The 18,755-nt window shown below is 71.3% G+C and carries 17 protein-coding genes, 1 tRNA gene and 2 pseudogenes; 10 read left to right on the top strand and 10 right to left on the bottom strand.

Annotated features, from left to right (window positions below):
• Together OG562_RS11810 and OG562_RS11805 are read left to right on the top strand one after the other, a co-directional pair.
• Window positions 1–2,559, top strand: a complete 2,559-nt coding sequence (locus tag OG562_RS11810) for a phosphoribosyltransferase (protein ID WP_266396440.1) — start codon at window positions 1–3, stop codon at window positions 2,557–2,559.
• Window positions 2,559–3,368 carry an HAD family hydrolase gene (locus OG562_RS11805; protein ID WP_266396439.1) on the top strand — a complete coding sequence of 270 codons (810 nt, stop codon included), beginning with the start codon at window positions 2,559–2,561 and terminating at the stop codon, window positions 3,366–3,368. Before OG562_RS11810 ends, OG562_RS11805 begins: the two co-directional genes overlap by 1 nt.
• 48 nt (window positions 3,369–3,416) lie before the next feature.
• On the opposite strand, the gene OG562_RS11800 is transcribed toward OG562_RS11805, so the two are convergent.
• Entirely contained in the window at window positions 3,417–3,638 is a 222-nt protein-coding gene (locus OG562_RS11800) for a zinc ribbon domain-containing protein (RefSeq protein WP_266396437.1), read from the bottom strand.
• A gap of 285 nt (window positions 3,639–3,923) precedes the next feature.
• Here OG562_RS11800 and OG562_RS11795 point away from each other — a divergent pair, with 285 nt between their 5' ends.
• From OG562_RS11795 to OG562_RS11785, 3 genes are all read left to right on the top strand, one after another.
• The gene (locus OG562_RS11795) at window positions 3,924–6,128 is read left to right on the top strand and encodes a transglycosylase domain-containing protein (RefSeq protein ID WP_266409212.1); all 2,205 of its coding nucleotides are present in this window, start codon (window positions 3,924–3,926) and stop codon (window positions 6,126–6,128) included.
• Window positions 6,129–6,174: 46 nt separating this feature from the next.
• Entirely contained in the window at window positions 6,175–7,458 is a 1,284-nt protein-coding gene (locus OG562_RS11790; RefSeq protein ID WP_266396435.1) for a hypothetical protein, read from the top strand.
• A gap of 144 nt (window positions 7,459–7,602) precedes the next feature.
• On the top strand, window positions 7,603–8,772 hold the full coding sequence (locus tag OG562_RS11785; protein ID WP_266396433.1) for an amidase domain-containing protein: 1,170 nt from the start codon (window positions 7,603–7,605) through the stop codon (window positions 8,770–8,772).
• A gap of 60 nt (window positions 8,773–8,832) precedes the next feature.
• Here OG562_RS11785 and OG562_RS11780 read toward each other — a convergent pair whose 3' ends face one another.
• Both OG562_RS11780 and OG562_RS11775 read right to left on the bottom strand, forming a co-directional pair.
• A complete protein-coding gene (locus tag OG562_RS11780) occupies window positions 8,833–9,336 on the bottom strand; it encodes a DUF4383 domain-containing protein (protein WP_266396431.1) in 504 nt (167 codons plus the stop codon).
• A gap of 120 nt (window positions 9,337–9,456) precedes the next feature.
• Window positions 9,457–10,824 carry a hypothetical protein gene (locus OG562_RS11775; RefSeq protein WP_266396430.1) on the bottom strand — a complete coding sequence of 456 codons (1,368 nt, stop codon included), beginning with the start codon at window positions 10,822–10,824 and terminating at the stop codon, window positions 9,457–9,459.
• A gap of 174 nt (window positions 10,825–10,998) precedes the next feature.
• On the opposite strand from OG562_RS11775, the gene OG562_RS11770 reads away from it, so the two are divergent.
• From OG562_RS11770 to OG562_RS11760, 3 genes are all read left to right on the top strand, one after another.
• Window positions 10,999–11,073, top strand: a tRNA-Val gene (locus OG562_RS11770).
• Between the two features lie 75 nt (window positions 11,074–11,148).
• Complete coding sequence (locus OG562_RS11765; protein ID WP_323187503.1) at window positions 11,149–11,547, top strand: DUF6153 family protein; 399 nt, start codon at window positions 11,149–11,151, stop codon at window positions 11,545–11,547.
• A 90-nt stretch (window positions 11,548–11,637) separates the two neighbouring features.
• Window positions 11,638–12,291: a DUF305 domain-containing protein gene (locus OG562_RS11760; protein ID WP_266396428.1), complete on the top strand. Its 654-nt coding sequence runs from the start codon at window positions 11,638–11,640 to the stop codon at window positions 12,289–12,291.
• 51 nt (window positions 12,292–12,342) lie between these two features.
• Here the strand turns inward: OG562_RS11760 and OG562_RS11755 are convergent, their stop codons facing one another.
• The 4 genes and pseudogenes from OG562_RS11755 to OG562_RS11740 all read right to left on the bottom strand — a co-directional run.
• Window positions 12,343–12,687 carry a hypothetical protein gene (locus tag OG562_RS11755; protein ID WP_266396427.1) on the bottom strand — a complete coding sequence of 115 codons (345 nt, stop codon included), beginning with the start codon at window positions 12,685–12,687 and terminating at the stop codon, window positions 12,343–12,345.
• A 247-nt stretch (window positions 12,688–12,934) separates the two neighbouring features.
• The gene (locus OG562_RS11750; RefSeq protein ID WP_266396426.1) at window positions 12,935–13,135 is read right to left on the bottom strand and encodes a helix-turn-helix domain-containing protein; all 201 of its coding nucleotides are present in this window, start codon (window positions 13,133–13,135) and stop codon (window positions 12,935–12,937) included.
• A gap of 135 nt (window positions 13,136–13,270) precedes the next feature.
• Window positions 13,271–13,411: pseudogene (locus OG562_RS11745) on the bottom strand (transposase); the annotation flags it as partial.
• A 320-nt stretch (window positions 13,412–13,731) separates the two neighbouring features.
• Window positions 13,732–14,148: pseudogene (locus tag OG562_RS11740) on the bottom strand (transposase); the annotation flags it as partial.
• 247 nt (window positions 14,149–14,395) lie between these two features.
• Between OG562_RS11740 and OG562_RS11735 the strand changes: the two are divergent.
• The gene (locus OG562_RS11735) at window positions 14,396–14,923 is read left to right on the top strand and encodes a GNAT family N-acetyltransferase (RefSeq protein WP_266396425.1); all 528 of its coding nucleotides are present in this window, start codon (window positions 14,396–14,398) and stop codon (window positions 14,921–14,923) included.
• A gap of 62 nt (window positions 14,924–14,985) precedes the next feature.
• A complete protein-coding gene (locus OG562_RS11730) occupies window positions 14,986–15,210 on the top strand; it encodes a DUF2277 domain-containing protein (protein WP_266396424.1) in 225 nt (74 codons plus the stop codon).
• Window positions 15,211–15,277: 67 nt separating this feature from the next.
• Here OG562_RS11730 and OG562_RS11725 read toward each other — a convergent pair whose 3' ends face one another.
• The 3 genes from OG562_RS11725 to OG562_RS11715 all read right to left on the bottom strand — a co-directional run bounded on the left by OG562_RS11725 (window position 15,278) and on the right by OG562_RS11715 (window position 18,713).
• Window positions 15,278–15,889, bottom strand: a complete 612-nt coding sequence (locus OG562_RS11725; RefSeq protein ID WP_266396422.1) for a DedA family protein — start codon at window positions 15,887–15,889, stop codon at window positions 15,278–15,280.
• 275 nt (window positions 15,890–16,164) lie between these two features.
• Window positions 16,165–16,629, bottom strand: a complete 465-nt coding sequence (locus tag OG562_RS11720; protein ID WP_266396421.1) for a DoxX family protein — start codon at window positions 16,627–16,629, stop codon at window positions 16,165–16,167.
• A gap of 104 nt (window positions 16,630–16,733) precedes the next feature.
• Window positions 16,734–18,713 carry an FAD/NAD(P)-binding protein gene (locus OG562_RS11715; protein WP_266409206.1) on the bottom strand — a complete coding sequence of 660 codons (1,980 nt, stop codon included), beginning with the start codon at window positions 18,711–18,713 and terminating at the stop codon, window positions 16,734–16,736.
• Window positions 18,714–18,755 lie beyond the last annotated feature (42 nt).

Below are 18,755 nucleotides of genomic sequence, written 5' to 3'. Positions count from 1 at the left end.
ATGAACAAGGCTTTGAACAACGGGGACGCCGGCGACACCGGGGACACCAGAGCCGCCGGGGACGGCGGAGTCTGGTCCGGGACCTGGGTCGCCGAGCGGCTCGGGCTGGAGCTCGTGGGCGGCGACGGGCTTCGGGGCCTGCTGGGGCTGGCCCTGCGCCGCAACCCCAAGCGGGCCCATCTGCTGGTCTCCAACGTGCTGGGCAAGCACGTCCCGCAGTCCCCGTCCGTCGTCTACGGCCATGGGTTCGCCCTCGGCCGCCGGGTGCGCGAGCTGCTCGGCGCGAAGGAGGCGGCCGAGGCCCTCGTCCTGGGCTACGCGGAGACCGCCACCGGCCTCGGCCACTCCGTCGCCGACGGCGTCGGCTCCGCCCCCTACCTCCACTCCACCCGCCGCCCGGTGCCCGGAGTGGCGCGGGCGGGCGGCTTCGAGGAGGCCCACTCGCACGCCACGTCCCACCTCCTGCTCCCGGAGGACCCGGCGCTGCTGGTCGGGGACGGCCCGCTGATCCTGGTCGACGACGAGTTCTCCACCGGCAACACCGTCCTGAACACCATCCGCGACCTCCACGAGCGCTACCCGCGCGGGCGGTACGTGGTCGTCGCCCTCGTCGACATGCGCTCACCGGCCGACGCGGGCCGCCTGTCCGACTTCGCCCGCGAGATCGGCGCCCGAGTAGACCTGATAGCCGCAGCCTCCGGCACCGTACGCCTGCCGGAGGGCGTGCTGGAGAAGGGCCAGGAGCTGGTGGCCCGCCACGAGTCCGAGGGCGCCGCGGTGGGTGGTCGGTCGTCTGCGGCTTCGGCGCGACCAGCCCCCGCCGACCCGCACCCGGCCGACGACCGCACTCAGCTCCGGCGCGTCGACCTGCACTGGCCCCGAAACCTGCCGGACGGCGGCAGACACGGCTTCACTCCCCAGCACCGAATACGGCTGGAGAACGCCCTGCCCGCGATGGCGGCGAGGCTTGCCGAGGCGCTGCCCCAGGGTGCACGCCGCGTGCTCGTGCTCGGCTTCGAGGAGCTGATGTACGCCCCCCTGCGGCTGGCCCGGGAGCTGGAGCAGGTGACGGACGCCGAGGTCCGCTACTCCACCACCACCCGCTCACCCGTCCTGGCCGTCGACGACCCCGGCTACGCGATCCGCAGCCGAATCGTTTTCCCCGCGCACGACGCCCCGGCCGACGGCCCCGGCGAGCGCTATGCCTATAACGTCGCCGGAGGCGGCTTCGACGCCGTCCTCGCCGTCGTGGACTCCGCGGCCGACACCGACGAGCTGCACGCGCCCGGCGGCCTGCTGGACCGCCTCGCCGCGCACACCCCGCACGTCGTCCTCGCGGTCGTCCCGTCGTACGTCCCCGAGCCGCTGTACGTCGCCGATCTCCCTGGAGAAAGAACCGCCATGCTGCCCGAGCCCCTTCGCGGACCCGCCTTCTCCTCGTACGCGCCGGAGGAGGTCGGCTGGCTGCTCCAGGACCTCTCGGACGTCACCCTGGAGGCGCCGACCGAGGAGCGCGAGGAGGCGATCCAGAGCGGCGGCGCGCACTACGCGGAGTCGCTGCCGGTGGAGTACCAGCCGAGCGAGCAGTACCAGGAGCTCTTCCACGCGGCCCTCGAGGTCTCCGCGGCCCGCCTCGCGCAGGCCGTCGGCGTGGTCACGGAGACCGTCATCGCCGAGCGGTCGCCCCGGCCGGTGCTGGTCTCCCTGGCCCGCGCGGGCACCCCGATCGGCGTGCTGATGCGCCGCTGGGCGCAGTTCCGGCACGGTCTGGACCTGCCGCACTACGCGGTGTCGATCGTGCGCGGCCGCGGCATCGACGCCAACGCGCTGCGCTGGCTGGCCGAGCACCACGACCCGCGGGACGTGGTCTTCGTGGACGGTTGGACCGGCAAGGGCGCCATCACCCGTGAGCTGGCCGTGGCGATCGAGGAGTTCGAGGCCGCGGGCGGCGCGGTCGGCTTCGACGCGGAGATCGCGGTGCTGGCCGACCCGGGCTCGTGCGTACGGACGTACGGCACACGGGAGGACTTCCTGATCCCGTCGGCCTGCCTCAACTCGACCGTGTCGGGGCTGATCTCGCGGACCGTCCTGCGTGCCGATCTGGTCGGGCCGGACGACTTCCACGGTGCCAAGTTCTACCGCGAGCTGGCCGGCGCGGACGCCTCGGTCGCGTTCCTGGACGCCGTGGCCGCCCGCTTCCCGGAGGTCGAGGACGCGGTGGACGGCGCGCTGAAGGAGCTGCTCGCCAGCGACCGCACCCCGACCTGGGAGGGCTGGGCGGCGGTGGAGCGCATCAGCGAGGAGTACGGCATCCACGACGTGAACCTGGTCAAGCCGGGCGTCGGGGAGACCACCCGGGTGCTGCTGCGCCGCGTGCCCTGGAAGATCCTCGCGCGGGCCGGGGCGGGCGCCGACCTGGACCATGTGCGGCTGCTGGCCGGGCAGCGCGGGGTGCCCGTCGAGGAGGTGGACGACCTGCCGTACACCTGTGTGGGGCTGATCCACCCGCAGTTCACGCGCGGCGCGACCGGTGCCGACGGCAAGGCGGTGGCGGTCTGATGCCGGTGCTGGTGGCGAGCGACCTCGACCGTACGCTCATCTACTCGGCGGCCGCCCTGGCGCTGACCATGCCGGACGCGCGGGCGCCGCGGCTGCTGTGCGTGGAGGTGCACGAGCGCGGCCCGCTGTCCTTCATGACGGAGACGGCGGCCGGACTGCTCGCCGACCTCGGCGACGCGGCCGTGTTCGTGCCCACGACCACCCGGACGCGCAAGCAGTACCTGCGCATCAATCTGCCCGGCCCGGCCCCGACGTACGCGATCTGTGCGAACGGCGGCCATCTGCTGGTCGACGGGGTGACCGACGAGGACTGGCACGCGAGCGTGCTGGCGCGGCTGGCGCAGGAGTGCGCTCCGCTGGCGGAGGTGCAGGACCACCTGGCGAGCTCGGCCGACCCGCTCTGGCTGCGCAAGCAGCGGATCGCCGAGGACCTGTTCGCCTATCTCGTCGTGGAGCGCGAGCTGCTGCCCGAGGAGTGGGTGAAGGAGTTCGCGGCCTGGGCGGAGAACCGCGGCTGGACGGTGTCGCTGCAGGGCCGCAAGCTCTACGCCGTGCCGAAGCCGCTGACCAAGAGCGCGGCCGTGCGCGAGGTGGTCCGGCGCACCGGCGCCGAGCTGACGCTGGCCGCCGGCGACTCCCTGCTCGACGCCGATCTGCTGCTGGCGGCGGACCGGGGCTGGCGCCCCGGCCACGGCGAGCTGGCGGACGCGGCCTGGACGGCCCCGGAGATCACCGCGCTGCCCGAGCGGGGCGTGCTGGCCGGGGAGCGCATCCTGCGCGAGTTCCTGAAGGGCGTCCGCGGACGGTAGCCCTCAAAGCCCTCCATGCCCTCAAAGGGCCTCAGAGGCCTGGTGCCCTCAGGAGCAGCAGCCTCCGCCGCAGCAACCGCCGCCTCCGCCCCCGCCGCCCGACCGGGGTGCGGGGGCGGACTTCGTGCCGCCCACCGCTACCGTTGAGAGAAGCTTCACGGTGTCGGCATGGCCGGACGGGCAGTCGGCGGGGTCGGCGGACTGCGCCATCGGACGGCTCAGTTCGAAGGTGTCGCCGCAGGTCCGGCAGCGGTATTCGTAGCGAGGCATGCCCCCAGGCTAAGCCCCTATGCTCGGACGCTGTGTCAGCAGTTTCATCTCTGTTCACTTCTGTCGATTTCTTATGTGGAGAATTTGCGAAGAGCGCTGGTAATTTGAGAGCGCCGCGTTGAACTCCGAGGTCGGAAGGGTTCAAAGTTTGCGGCCGCGTCAACGGCAACCATGTCAGGCCCTCATCAGTCTGTACGTCTGCCTGCGAGCAATACGGAGTGCGGAGGGAGACGCGTCGTGACCCAGGCGGGGCAGGGGGAGGAGCCCCAAAAGCCGGACGAGACCATGCAGTTGAAGCTCCCCGCCTCTTTCAAGGCGGACGAGACCATGCAACTGCGGGTGTCGGACATACCGAATCTGCCGGACATGTCAGCGGATACGTTGAAAGAGGGCGGCGGAGAGGCGTCGCGTTCGTCGAAAAACCGGCGAAAAGCACCCCGCCCTTCCGTGTTCGCCCGAATTTCCGCAGTTCTGGGTCCTCGGCTCGCTCCGCTCATCGCCGTACTCGCTCCGTACGTGGCTCGTGTCACGCGCTACGCCCGGAAGGTGCGCCCGCAGTACCCGCGCCCCGGCCGGGACGGCTGGCGGCGCTGGATACCCTCCTGGCGGCAGACCCTGGGAGGCGTCCTGGCGTCCATAGGACTCAGCGGCCTGCTCCTGGTCGTCGCCTACGCGGCCACCGACGTCCCCGAGAACCTCAACTCGTACGCCACCCAGCAGGACAACGTGTTCTTCTGGTCCGACGGCACCCCGATGGCCCGCACCGGCTGGGTGCAGCGGCAGGCGATGCCGCTGAAGGACATCCCCGAGGACGTCCGCTGGGCGGTCCTCGCGGCCGAGAACGCGAGCTTCTACAGCGACCCCGGCATCTCCTTCAAGGGCCTCAGCCGCGCCCTGGTCCGCACCATCGGCCAGGGCGACACCCAGGGCGGCTCCACCATCACCCAGCAGTACGTCAAGAACGTCTACCTGAACCAGAACCAGACGGTCAGCCGCAAGTTCACCGAGGCGATGATCTCCCTCAAGCTCGACAACCAGATGAGCAAGGACGACATCCTCGAGGGCTACCTCAACACCAGCTGGTTCGGCCGCGGCACCTACGGCATCCAGCGCGCCGCCCAGGCCTACTACGGCAAGGACGTCAGCCAGCTCAACGCCAGCGAGGCCGCGTTCCTCGCCTCCCTCCTCAAGGGCGCCGGCCTGTACGACCCGACCCTGTCCAAGGCCAACCGCGCCCGCGCCGTGGAGCGCTGGTCCTGGACCCTCGACCGGATGGTCGACATCGGCAAGCTGTCGAAGACCGAGCGCGCCAAGTACAAGAAGTTCCCCGAGCCGCTCAAGACCAACCCGCTCTACGACACCGGTGAGCAGAGCGACTACCTGGTGGAGCTGGCCACCCAGTACGCCAAGAAGGCCGGGAACATCTCCGACAAGGACTTCGACCTCGGCGGCTACCAGATCTACACGACCTTCGACAAGACCCGCGAGAACCAGCTCACCGCGGCCGTCACCAAGGCCCGTAAGCAGGCCCTGAAGGACGATCCGAAGAAGGCGAAGGCCGCCCACTACGGCGCCGCCTCGGTGGCCTCCGACGGCCGGATCCTCGCCATCTACGGCGGCCCCGACCACCGTACGCAGGGCTACAACGAGTCCAACGCCACCACCGTGCCCGCCGGTTCGGCCTTCCTGCCGTTCGTGTACGCGGCCGGGCTGGAGAACGGCATCCACAAGACCCGCGACGGGGACACCACCGACGTCACCGCGCAGTCGCTCTACGACGGCGACGACAAGGTGCCGGTGACCACCCCCGAGGGCCCCTACTGGGACCGCAGCGGCAAGAAGGTCTTCGCCGAGAACGACGGCGGCAGATCGTACGGGCAGATCTCCCTGCACCGGGCGCTCCAGCTGTCGGTGAACACGCCGTTCATGCAGCTCGGCATGGACGTCGGCCTGGACAAGGTGCGCGAGACCGCCGAGGACTCCGGCTTCCTGTCCTCCAGCATCGGTGCCCAGGTGCCCGCGCTGTCGATGGGCAGCTCCACGCCCAGCGCGATCCGGATGGCGAGCGGCTACTCCACCTTCGCCGCGGCGGGCAAGCACACCGAGCCGTACTCGGTGCGCAAGATCACCAAGAACGGCTCCAAGGTGGTCCTGGACACCCCGACCGCCCGGCGCGCCTTCGGCGCCGACGTGGCCTCCGAGGTCTCCTCCGCGCTCGCCGACTCCTTCAGCGCCGCCCACCCCTCCGACGTCCCGCAGGCCGCCGTCCAGGCCGGCCGGGCACCGGTCGAGGGCAAGGCGGGCACCACCCAGAAAGACACCGCCTCCTGGTACGTCGGCACCGCCAAGGCCGTCTCCACGGCGATCGTCGTCTACCGCATCGACCTCACCAAGAGCCTGGAACCCCTGCCGCTGGAGGGCATCGCCGGCACCACCGACGACAGCGTCCCGTACGGCATCTGGTCAGGAGCCATGAGCCCGCTCGGCTGACCACCGAACGGGCCCCGACCCCAACCCCCCGGAGAATGAGCCGCACATGAAGTCACCGTCGGGCCGCCGCCGCAGGGCGCCGGCCCCGCACCGCCCCGCCGCCGCGCACCCGGGGTTCCTCACCCTGGCCGCGCTCCTCGTCGTCGCCTCCCTGATGGGCGGCTACGTGGTGCTCAGCCGCACGGACAACACCCAGCCGACCGCTTCCTCGGGGGACAGCAAGAAGGCGTCGGGGCAGGCCACCAAGGAGCCGGAGTGGGACGGCAAGACGCACGTCCTGGGGGACGGCTCCACCTCGTACACCGGGCCGCAGACGGAGCAGCTGAAGGCGGTGCCGCTCAAGCCGGGTGAGAAGCCGCCGCAGTTCGTGGTGTTCTCCTGGGACGGCGCCCTCCAGGGCGACGACGAGCTCTTCTCCCACTACCGGGACATGGCCGTCAAGTACAACGCCCACATGACCTTCTTCCTCACGGGCATCTACCTGCTGCCCAAGAGCAAGCGGGACCTGTACAGCCCGCCGATGCACTCCGTGGGCAGCTCGGCGATCAGCTTCCCCACCGACGAGCACATCCGCACCACGCTCGAACAGCTCCGCCTGGCCTACGAACAGGGCAACGAGATAGGCACCCACTTCAACGGCCACTTCTGCGAGGCCAAGGGCGGCGGCTACTGGAGCGTCGACCAGTGGAAGAGCGAGATCGACCAGTTCTACAAGTTCGTCGAGAACTGGAAGACCAACACCGGCTACAAGGACATCGACCCGCTGCCCTTCGACTTCAAGAAGGAGGTCGTCGGCGGCCGGGCGCCCTGCCTGGAGGGCCAGGCGAACCTGCTGAAGGCCGCCAAGAGCTACGGCTGGCGCTACGACGCCTCCTCCAAGGGCGACTTCCAGATCTGGCCGGAGAAGAAGAACGGACTCTGGGACTTCCCCCTGCAACTGCTGCCCTACGACGGCGGCAGCTACCAGGGCCTGTCCATGGACTTCAACTTCCTGGCCAACCAGTCCGACGGCCAGGCCGAGGGCGACCCGGCCAAGTACGCCGAGTGGCAGCAGGAGACCACCGACTCCTACATGGCGGGCTTCAACCGCGTCTACTACGGCAGCCGTGCCCCGCTGTTCATCGGCAACCACTTCGAGGAGTGGAACGGCGGCATCTACATGAAGGCCATCGACGACGTCATCAAGAACGTCTGCACCAAGAAGGACGTCAAGTGCGTGTCCTTCAAGGAGCTTGCCGACTGGATGGACGTCCAGACGCCCGAGACGCTGGCGAACCTGCGCACCCTGGACCCGGCTCAGTCGCCGGACTGGTCGACGGTCGTCAAGTAGCCGAACCGGGGGCCGTGAAGGCCCCCGACCCGGGGGTCTCGAAGTAACCAAACCTCAACCGCAACCCCCTTCACAACGCCCACACATGCCATGCAAAGATGCCCTCCTCGGCATCCCTCCGCCGGGGCAAGAGGGGAAACATCAGTGAAGTCAAGGAAATTGAGCGGGACACGCCGCCGCGCCACGATACTCGGGGCGGCCGCCACCTCGGTCGTCGCCGGAGTGGCGCTACTGCCCAACTGGTCCGCAGGTGCGGCGGTCGTCGACGACCCCACCGTGGACGCCAAGACGAAGGCCACGTTCCAGCGGCTGGCCGACGCGGTCTTCACCGACCGTACGGACGCCCTGGTCGTCGGCAAGCAGGGCGACCGTGAGAAGCCGCTGACCAACGGCTTCTCCGGCGACGTCCGACTGTCCTCGGGCGCCGCCCGCACCGAGGACGCCACGCTGTCCGCGCTGGACAAGCGCAAGGACCAGCTGGCCAAGGCCGGCGAGAAGTACAGCAAGGCCGCCACCGCCGTCACCCTGAACGCCACGCGCGTGACTGGCCGTACGGCCAAGGCCGCGGTCACCGAGACCACGACCCTGACCTACGCCCAGGCCCGCGGCGGCGCGCCGAAGACCACCGGCTTCCAGGCCCAGCACGAGCTGACCTTCAAGGCCGACCGCCAGGGCAACTGGCAGCTGACGGACATCCGCGACACCGACCAGGGCGGTCTCGCGGTGAACACGCTCTCCAAGCCGACGTCCGTCAAGGCGACCACCGCGGACGACACCATGCCGAACGCGGCGCGCGCGGCGATCACCCGCAACCCGGTCGCCGTCCCCAAGACGGGCACCGCCTTCGACTACAAGGCGATGGCGACCTACGCGGAGAAGTACTGGAACGTCTACAACAAGGACTACCCGGACTTCAACGGTCACGCCGACGGCGGCGACTGCACCAACTTCGTCAGCCAGTCCCTGAAGGCCGGCGGCTGGAAGCACGTCCCGGGCTACGTGTACGACTACACCAAGTGGTTCGGCAACGCCGACATCCAGTCCGACTCGTTCGTCGGCGTCAACGAGTGGTCCTGGTTCGCCCAGAACTCCAAGCGGACCACCGCTCTCGCCAACGTCTACCAGCTCGAGGTCGGCGACGTCCTCCAGATGGACTTCGACCGCGACGGGTCCAAGGACCACACGATGATCGTCACGTACAAGAGCGGCGGAGTGCCGTACGTGACCTACCACTCCAACAACACCCTGCGCAGGTCGGTGGCGAGCCTCGTCGCGTCGTACCCGAACGCGTACTACTACGCCTACCGCACCTGATCCGGGCCTACCCACCTGATCAGGGCCTGGCGCACCTGATCCGGTGATCCGGCCGGTCCGTCATCCCTCGGGGTGGCGGGCCCGCCAGTAGGGGTTGTCGTGCGGCAGGGCCGATCCGACCCTGCCGTACATCCCGAAGACCATCAGCAGGATCCCGACCACAAAGCTCAGCATGCAGTTCTGGATCTTGAACGCCAGGAAGTTGTAGTCGGTGTCCAGCAGCGCCATGTTCAGGAACCCGCTGCCGATGAACAGCACGCCCAGGCTCAGGTTCAGCGTGGACGCGAAGTTCCCGCCGATCACCATGCCCACGAGCAGCAGCAGCCCGACGCCGATCGACAGCCAGCTGAGCGCGCCGTTGGTGTTCAGGCTCCAGACGGTGTCCCCGCCGGTGTCGAAGAAGCCGATCTTGTCGATGACGCCGAAGATCCCGAAGACCAGCAGCCCCAGGCCCATCAGGCCGGCGCCGATCCGGTAGACCAGGTTCAGCCGGTGATCGACGGGCAGGTGCTCGTTGAACCTGATCCGTCGCCTCGATCCGGAGTGCACTGCGTGTGTCGCCATCTCCGCCTCCCTGAGGATGCTAGACGTGCCGGCGGAGGCCTTTCCTGCTCTGCACTCCTCAATATCCGCCCGTAGCGCGTCCGGGGCAACGGCTGCCGGAGCCGACGGCTCCGCCGGGACTCAGTGCGCGGCCCCGCGCTCCTCACGGATCCGCGACACGACCCCTGCCACCGCCTGCCGGACGCCCTCCGTCTCGGTCAGGAAGTGCCAGTAGTCGGGGTGGCGGCCCTCCAGCGTGGCGATCGCCCGCTCCAGCCGCGCCACGGCCTCGTCCAGCGGGCGCGCGTCCCGTGGATCGGGCGTGCTGCGCCCCGCCATCGCCAGCCGCTGCGCGTCCCGGATCGCGAACCGGGTCCGCTCGATCTCCGCCTGCGGGTCCTTCTGCACGGCGTTCAGCCGGGCCAGCCGGTCACCCGCGGCCGAGACCGCCTCGTCCGTGGTGTTCAGCAGCGCCCGCACCGTCGACAGCAGCGCGGTGGCGTCCGGCCACCGCTGCGCCTCCCGCGCGGCCTGCGCCTCCTTCAACTTCGCCTCGGCCTGCCGGACGTTCTCCACGGCCAGTTCGGGAACGTGCTGGAGGTCCTGCCAGCAGGCCACCGTGAACCGCCGCCGCAGCTCGCTCAGCACCGGCTCCACCTGCCCGGACCGGGTGGTGAGCGCCTGGGCGCGCGTGCGCAGCGACACGAGCCGGTGGTCGATCTCGGCGGCCCGCTCCGGCAGCCGCTCCGCCTCCGCCCGGACCGCCTCCGCCTCCCGCGACACCCGCTCCGCGCGCTCCAGGGTCCCGGGCACGCCGTGCTGCCCCGCGCCCTGGTTGAGCTTGGTCAGCTCGGGCGCGAGCGCCGCCAGCCGCGCCGCGAGGTCGTCCGCCTTCAGCCCGCTCTCCCGCACGGCGTCCAGCGCGTTCGACGCGGCCAGCAGCGCCTGCCGGGCCCGCTCCACGGCGGGCGCGAGCCGGGCCAGCTGCGTCTCGGCCTTGCCGAGCAGCGGACCCAGCCCGTCGGCGAACCGGTCCAGCTCCTTCTTCACCTTGCCCAGCTCGTCCTTGGCCCGGGTCAGCGCGGTGCGCGCCTGGGCGGCCGCGGAGGCCTCCAGGTCGTCCCGGTCGAGGTCGTGCGCGTCGACGGCGTCGATGTACTGGCGGCTGACCTCGTCGATGCGTCGGCCGATGGCCTCGAAGTCGGAGACCGTGCGCCGGGCGGCCGGCGAGTCGTCCACGGCCACGATCGTCTCGATCGAGATCCGCAGATCGCGCTGGGCGGTGTCCAGCTCGTAGAACGCGGCCGCGGCGGCGTCCTTCGCGGCCTGCGCCTCCGCCCGCTGGCCCTCCGCCCGGCCGCCGAACCAGCGCCGGGTGCCGCCGCCGGCGAATGCGACGGGCAGCGCGAGGGCGACGACCAGGGGCAGCGCGACGAGGGTGAGGGCGTCGCGCAGCGCCGACGGCGAGTACGACTGCGCTGGTGCCGCCTGCGCCGGTGTCGCCGTCACATCCCTCTCCCGTGCTGTGATCCGCCCCTGCGGGTTCATTCTCCCACCCGTTAATGACGAACACACGAGCTGGTTAGTTCGCGTTCCGGACGGTGACTTCGGCTTCGGCGATCTTCCGCGCGCAATGGGTTTGCGGGGCACCGGTACGGGCAATGTAGGCTGTCGACTCGTCCTGGGTGCGTAGCTCAGGGGTAGAGCGCCTGCCTTACAAGCAGGATGTCGGCGGTTCGAAACCGTCCGCGCCCACCAGGAGTGCGAAGGGCCCCCGGAGAGTTCCGGGGGCCCTTCGCGTGTGCCGTACGGGCGACCCCTAGGATGTGGCCTGTGAACGGACTGTGGCGGCGGGCGGTGTGCGTGCTGGGGCTCCTCGTGGGGCTGCTGGCGATGCACGGGCTCGCGCCCGGGGGCCTGCACACGGCCCACGCCGACACCCCGACCACGGCGGTCGCCCGGACCGCAGAGGTCGCCCGGACCACCGCGGTCGCCGCCGAGGCGCACGACGGCTGCTCCGGCGAGGGGCACTGCGGCGGCGGACACGCCCAGCACGCCGACACCACCTGCGCGTCGGCCGCGCTCGGCGCCGGCCCGGCACTGCCCGGTCTGGTCGCCGACCCGGTTCCCGTGCCCGTACCCGACGCCGTCGTGAGCTCGCAGGCGGCCGCGGGTCCCGACGGCGCTCGTGCGCCACCGTCCCTGGCGGAACTCCAACTCCTGCGGATCTAGAGACCGCTGCGCGCGCCGCGCCCTGCCCCTCCCGGGCGGACGTGGTGCGCCGACGCGTCCGAGTTCTCTTTCCTCCACAGGAGTTCACGCATGACCAGCACCACCCCACGCACCCGCACCCTGTCGCGCCGTGTCGCCCTGGCGGCGGCGACGGCGACTGCCGCGCTCGTTCTCGCCGCGTGCGGCGGAGGCGGCGACGACGACGGCGCCACGTCCGGATCCTCGGCCTCCGCGACGGCTTCGGCCGGGGCGCACAACGCCCAGGACGTCACCTTCGCGCAGGGCATGATCCCGCACCACCGGCAGGCTCTGGAGATGGCGGAACTCGCCGCCGACCGCGCCTCGTCCAGCGAGGTCAAGGACCTCGCCGCCCGCATCGAGAAGGCCCAGGACCCGGAGATCGAGACGATGACCGGCTGGCTGAAGGCCTGGGGCGAGGACGTCCCCGAGGCCGGTGAGTCGATGGACGAGTCGATGCCCGGGATGGACCACTCCGGCTCGTCCGGCATGGCCGGGATGATGGACGACGCCGACATGACGAAGCTGGAGAAGTCGTCCGGCACGGCCTTCGACACCGCGTTCCTGACCATGATGGTCGAGCACCACGAGGGGGCCGTCGAGATGGCCGGCGCCGAGAAGGACAAGGGCCGTTACGGACCCGCCGCGGCGATGGCCGACGACATCGTCACGGGGCAGACCGCGGAGATCGCGGAGATGAACCAGCTCCTCGGCAAGAAGGGCTAGCCGCGCTGGAGGACAAGAAGGGCTAACCGTGCCGGAAGAGCCGGGCAGGCCCTAGTCGTCCTCGCCGGGTGGGGTCTCGTGCGCGTGCTTGAGGCGCGTGCGGGCCTCCACCCGGTCCGCGGCCGAGACCTCCGACCAGAAGCGGTGGCAGGTCACGAAGACCGCGAGTTCGTGCTCCCGCCGCCGGAGCTTCTCCACCTCGGCCTGCTCGTCGGCCGTCCAGCCGGGGGACGCGGGGCGCTCCACCTTGCGCCAGCCCCCGTCGTCGCTGAAGCCGTCCACGGGCTCCACCGACCAGGGGAGCCGCTTCAGCAGGGCCGACAGCTCGGCCCGGACCTGATGCAGCTCCTCCTGACCGGCGCGCAGGTCGCTGGGAAAGTCATAGGTCTTAGCCACACGGCAATGGTACGCCTGTTCGATTTTGTGAGGCGAGCTCCTTTGGGGTGTTCGTGTGAACATGCGTTCGATTTACGGCGTCGTGCCGGCGGAGGGGCCTGCCTCCCGCCAGGACGGCGCGGGGCGGGACGGCGCGGGGCGGGGCGGCGCGGGGCGGGGCGGTCGATCCGTCGGTCTCTGACGCGGGGTCAAGGGAAGGCCCGGCGGGGGTACGACCGGGCGAGGGCGATTGATGCTCCTATTGCTGTCAAGCGGTCTGGACCCATTCGCGGTAGGCGTGGGCGAGGTCGTCGTCCCGGCTGAGGCCTCGTTCAAGTCTGGAGATGGTGGTGGGCCAGACACCGAAGTGCTGGGCGACGGCGGTGAGGGTGATGTTCTTGGCTTGCCGTAGGGGTCGCAGGTCGGCGATGCCGGGGACGGTGACGGTGGTGGTGAGACAGCGGAACATCTCCCGGGCGATGGCTCGTTTCAGGAGCCGGATGATCTCCCTCTTCGTCCGGCCGGCGGCGGTCTGCCGTGCCGCGTATGCGCGGGTTCTGGAGTCGCTGGACATGCGGACGAGGGCGATGCGGTAGAGAGCTGCGTTGGCATCCCGGTCTCCGCCCCGGGACAGGCGGTGCCGGTTCGTTCTGCCGCTGGAGGCGGGGACCGGGGCGACGCCGCACAGGGCGGCGAAGGATGCCTCGCTGCGCATGCGTTCGGGATTGCCTCCGGCGGTGACCAGCAGCTGGGCCGCGGTGTCGGGGCCGACGCCGTAGGCGGCTCGCAGGCCGGGTTGTGCGCGCTGGCCTCGCTGTCCAGGGCCTGGGTCAGGGCTCCGTGCTCGGCGGTCAGCTCCTTGACGCGTCGGGCGAGGCTCTTCAGCGCGGTGAGGACCGCTGTGTGCACCGCGTCTCCGGCCGGCCGCAGCCGGGCCAGGGCATCAGTGCGGTCTGTCCCTTTGAGCTGCCCGTATTGGGTGCGGATGGCTTCAGGTGCGGTGAAGAGAAGGTGGGTGGTCTGGTTCAGGGCGGCGGTGCGGGCCTTGACGGCGGAGCGGGCGGCGTTGTGCAGGGCGCGTGTGCCGGCGACGGTGTCGTCCTTGGGGGCGCTGGAGGCCCGGCCGGACAGGGCGGCGCGGGCGGCGGCGTAGGCGTCGATGGGGTCGGACTTGCCGATGCGGCGGCGTTCGGCCCGGTCGGGCCGGTTGACCTCGATGACCGGGTGCCCGTGTGAGCGGGCGGCGCGGGTGAAGCCGGCGCCGTAGGAGGAGGTGCCTTCCACGCCGATCGCTCTCACGTGACCGTGGGCGTTCAGGAAGGCCAGGGCCGCGGCGTATCCGGCGGCGGCGGTGGCGAACTCGGCGTCCGCGAGGTGGCCGCCGTTGTCGCTGATCACCGCGACGTGGATGGTGTCGGCATGGGAGTCGACCCCGCCGAACACGTCCTGGTCCGCGGTGTCCTCCACAACCTCTGATGTCATGCTGATGATGCCTTCCCAACCGGAGGTGGGCACCGGCCGGGTGGCGCAGACAGGACATTGAAGGGGCTTCTGGACCAAGCTCCTATCAGGTCATGTTCCGCCCGGCCGGAGCCATGAGAACAGGTCCCGGCGGCCGGACAGAACAACCGGAAGACAACCCAGCAGGGCGTCAGTCAGACCCCGAGCCACGGCCACCGGGACCTGAGTATCAGCATCAATGTCAGACCCTCGCCGTACGGTGGGGTGCATGGACGTCACGGAGGCGGAGAAGGCGGAGCAGGTGCGGTTGACGCCCTGGTCGGAGGGCGACTTCTGGCTGCTGCGGCGCACCAACAGTCCGGAGATGACCGAGCACCTCGGCGGGCCGGAGACCGAGGAACGGCTCGCCGACCGGCACCGCCGGTATGTCGAGCCGTCGACCGGGTGCATGTACCGGGTCACGCTGGCCGACAGCGACGAGACCGTGGGCTCGATCGGCTACTGGGAGCGCGAGTGGCGGGGCGGCCCGGTCTGGGAGACGGGCTGGGGGATCCTGCCCGAGTTCCAGGGCAGAGGCCTCGCCGCGCAGGCGGCCCGCGCGCTCGTCGACGTCGTCCGGCGGGCGTCCGGCGCCGGCGGTCACCCGGCCCTGCACGCGTTCCCCGGCGTGGACCACGCCGCGTCCAACGGCGTGTGCCGCAAGGCCGGGTTCACCCTGCTCGGACAGGTCGACTTCGAGTACCCGAAGGGGAACCGGATCAGATCCAACGACTGGTACGTCGAGCTGAGCGGCTGAGCGGCTGAGCGGCCCGGCGGGGGAGCGGCCGAGAGGGAGACTGTTGAAGGGAGGCTGGTGACATGTGCCGGAGTATCAAGACGCTGCGTCCGCCCGCGTTGCCCGAGGAGGCGACGGAGGCGGAGATCAGGGCCGCCGCTCTGCAGTACGTACGGAAGGTGTCCGGCTTCCGGGCGCCGGCCGCGCACAACCGGGAGGTGTTCGACCAGGCGGTCGAGGTGATCGCCCTGGCCACGGCCGAGTTGCTGGGCGGCCTGGAGGTGCGCGGGGCGTCCGGTCGGGCGTAAGGCCGGGTCGGGTGCGGGGCCCGGTCGGGCAGGGCCGTGGTTCGCGGGGAGGGTTGTCGGCGTACGGTCAGGCCGGCTGTCTGCGCATCAGGAACGCCGCTCCCGCCCCCGCGCCGAACAGCGCCAGGACCGACACCCCCGTGGCCAGCCAGGTGGTGCCCAGCCAGTGGGCGCCGAAGTAGCCGAGAGCGACGCTGTAGGCCGCCCAGGAGAGGCCGGCCAGGGCGGACCAGGGGAGGAAGTCACGGGCGCGGCGGTGGGCGGCGCCGGCGATGAGGGAGACGACGGAGCGGCCGGCGGGCGCGAAGCGGGCCAGCACGACCAGCGCGCCGCCGCCCTGGGCGAGGGCGTCGCCGAGACGTTCCTGCGCGGTCGTCAGCCGCCGGGAGCGGGAGATCGCCCGGTCCAGGCGCGCACCGCCGCGCCAGGCCAGCCGGTAGGCCACCAGGTCGCCCACCACCGAGGCGGTCGTCGCGGAGAGGATCAGGACCAGGATGTCCGGCACCTCGTGCGGGACTTGCCCGGTCGCCGCGCCCGAACCCGCCGCGGCCGCCGTCGCCGCCGTGATGACGAGCACTCCGCTGGGCAGCACCGGCAGGAACACATCAAGGAGGACGGACAGGGCCACCACCGCGTAGATCCACGGGCTGCCGAGCAACGCCCCCACACTCTCGAACACCGCTTGACTCCCCGTGTCTCCCCCGTGACGGCCGACCGTGCCGCCTGTGTCGCGGGGGAGCGGCAGGTGCGGCCAATGACAGCCATACAGCGTACGCCGAGGGTGTGACAGGAGTTTCACGGGGGGCTTATGTGTGTGTCACAGATGCGGTGGAGCGGGGCGGGCGGAGCTGAGGGGCGGGCGCGAGACGCCCCGCCGCATGCACGGCAGGGCGTCTCGCGTTCTTCGGCCGGTCGGTCAGCCGGTCAGTCGGTCAGCCGGAGGAGCGGGGTCGGTCAGGCGGCGACCGTGGCCGCCTGCGCGGCCGGCTCCCGCTCTCCGGTCGTACGGGTCGTGCGCTTGGCGAACAGCCGGTCCAGGCCGAGGGCGCCGGAACCGGTGAACACCAGCAGCAGGAAGGCCCAGCAGAACATCGCGGAGGCCTCGCCGCCGTTCTCCATCGGCCACAGGGCGTTGGACTGGTGCACCTCGAAGTAGGCGTACGCCATCGAGCCCGAGGCGATGAACGCGGCGGCGCGCGTGCCGAGGCCGAACAGCACGAGGGTGCCGCCGACCAGTTGGATCACGGCCGCGTACCAGCCGGGCCAGGCGCCGGCGTCGACGGTGCCGCCGTTCGTGCCGACTGCTCCGCCGAGGACTCCGAAGAGCGAGGCGGCGCCGTGGCAGGCGAAGAGCAGGCCGACGACGATACGGAAGAGGCCGATCACGTACGGCTGTGCGGTGTTGAGGCGAGCGGACATGGTGGGGGGTGCTCCTTCGGTGTCGGTCGGGCCGGTCCGGCTGATGGGGAATGGACCGGTCGTGGGGGCGGCGGTACCGAATGAGCGACCTACGTTAGGGGGACCTAATCGATGCTTGCAAGTTCAACATTTGGCCACTGCTCTGCTTCCGTCTGCGGCCCCGTTTTCGGCGTCGCCGCACGTAGAGCGGCCCTTGCGAGCGCGTCCGCGTCCGAAAGCGTGACCGAATCCACGCCTGGACGAGCCCCCGCCGCCGTCACCCAGTGCACGCCCTCCGTGGGCACCCCGAAGGCGAACCTCCGCGCGTGCGACCGGCCTTGACGGTCGATCAGACGGTAAGGCCGCGGTGTTACGTCCAGCCCTCCGGTCACGTAACCGTCGATCGTGTGGGGGCGGCACTGCCCGGTCTTCAGCAGCCGGGCGAGAAGACCGTCGGCGGTGCGGCGCAGATCCGGTTCCGGAAGGCGGGCCTCGACGAGGGTCGTCACCCGCACGCCCGAGCCGGGCACGTCCGGGGATCGGGCCAGCCAGGCCCCGTCCTCCTCCCGCACCTCCAGGCGCGGCCCGAGGACCTCCACGACCCCGGCCTCCACCAGCGCGGCCAGCTCCTCGATGCGCCGCCGGGGCGGGCCGATGGACAGAAAGGCGTTGAGCGGGGTGTACCAGCGGTCCAGGTGGTCCCGGCGGGAGGCGCCGGCCAGCCCGCCGTGGTCGACGATCAGCCGCAGCTCGTTGCGCAGGTCGCGCAGTACGTCCAGGGCCGCCTTCAGGGGGCCGTCCACATTGCCCCGGGCGGCCTCCTCGGCGTCCGCCCGCAGATGTGCCAGCAGCCACTCCCGCCACTGTCCGGGGTGCGCGAACCGCCGTTCCGTATACGGCCGGGAGATCCGGTCCCAGCTCCAGCGGTCGGTCTCGCGGACGCCGAACTCGTCGAGCAGCACGGCCTCCTGAGGGTCGCGGTGGGGAACGGCGAGAAAGCGCTCTGCGAAGCCCGGCCGCCGCACGAGGGCCGTGTAGTAGACCGTTTCCACCTCCTTCGCCACCGACGGCCATATCTCTGCCAGGAAGTCGGGCGCCTCGCCGGAGTCCGCGCGCTTGCGGAAGCCCGCGATCGCCTCCGGGGTCAGGACGAGCGGGGTGTGACGGCCGTACGGGCCCTTCGCGTTGTCGCCGCGCGCCTGGTATGGGATGCCGCGCCGGGAGCCGGCGTACAGGCGCGGCTCGTGGCCGGAGGGCATGTAGCGCACGCTTTGACCGACGCGGACGAAGCGGCCGCCGCGGCCGGTGGTCAGCAGGGCCATGTGGTCGAAGAAGTTCAGGCCCAGGCCGCGCAGCAGCACCGGTTCGCCGGGGGCGAGGGGGGAGAGGTCGACGTCGGCCGGGTTGGCGGGCGGGACATGGCGCAGGCCGTGGCGCTCGGCGTAGGCGGCGAGGCGCCGCTGGGCCGGGTCGGCGACCACCGGCAGGTGCCCCTGCGCGAGGACGACGGCGGACAGGCCGGGCAGGACGCGGCCGTCGTCCAGGGTCAGCGTCTGGCGGCCGTCGGCGCCGTCGGTCGCCTCGCCGGCCGAGGTGCCGGCCGAGGTGCCGGCCGAGGTGCCGGCTGGGGTGCCAGGTGAGGCTCCGGCGTCGTCGAGGCGGACCGCGCGGGCCGGGTGCGTCTCGACGCGCACCGAGGGCGGGGCCTGGCGCACGGTCCGCGCGAACACCCACTCCAGGTACCGGCCGTACTGCGCACGGGTCGGGTACTCGTCCGGGCCCAGTTCGCCGGCCGCCCACTCGTACAGGCTCGGGCCCGGCCGGACGGGGCCCGCGCAGTCCACGCTGTCGTCGGTGAACAGGGTCACCTGCGAGGCCACGGTGTTCATCAGCAGCTGCGGCGACTGCCCGGTGCGCCAGACCCGGCCCGGTCCCGGCGGGGCGGGATCGACGACGTGGACCGTCAGCCGCGCCCCGGGCGGGAGGAGCTCGGGCGCGGAGGCGCAGAGGCGTTCCAGGACGCTGGTGCCGCGCGGTCCGGCGCCGACCAGGGCGACGGCGACGGAGGGCGCCGGGTCCGCTGCCGACGCTGCTCGCGCATTCACTGAGGACAAGGGGGTGACTCCCGGGCGTATGGGGCGCAATGG

The sequence above is a fragment of the Streptomyces sp. NBC_01275 genome, assembly GCF_026340655.1.
GTDB lineage: Bacteria > Actinomycetota > Actinomycetes > Streptomycetales > Streptomycetaceae > Streptomyces.
This window is presented reverse-complemented; position numbering and strand designations above follow the sequence as displayed.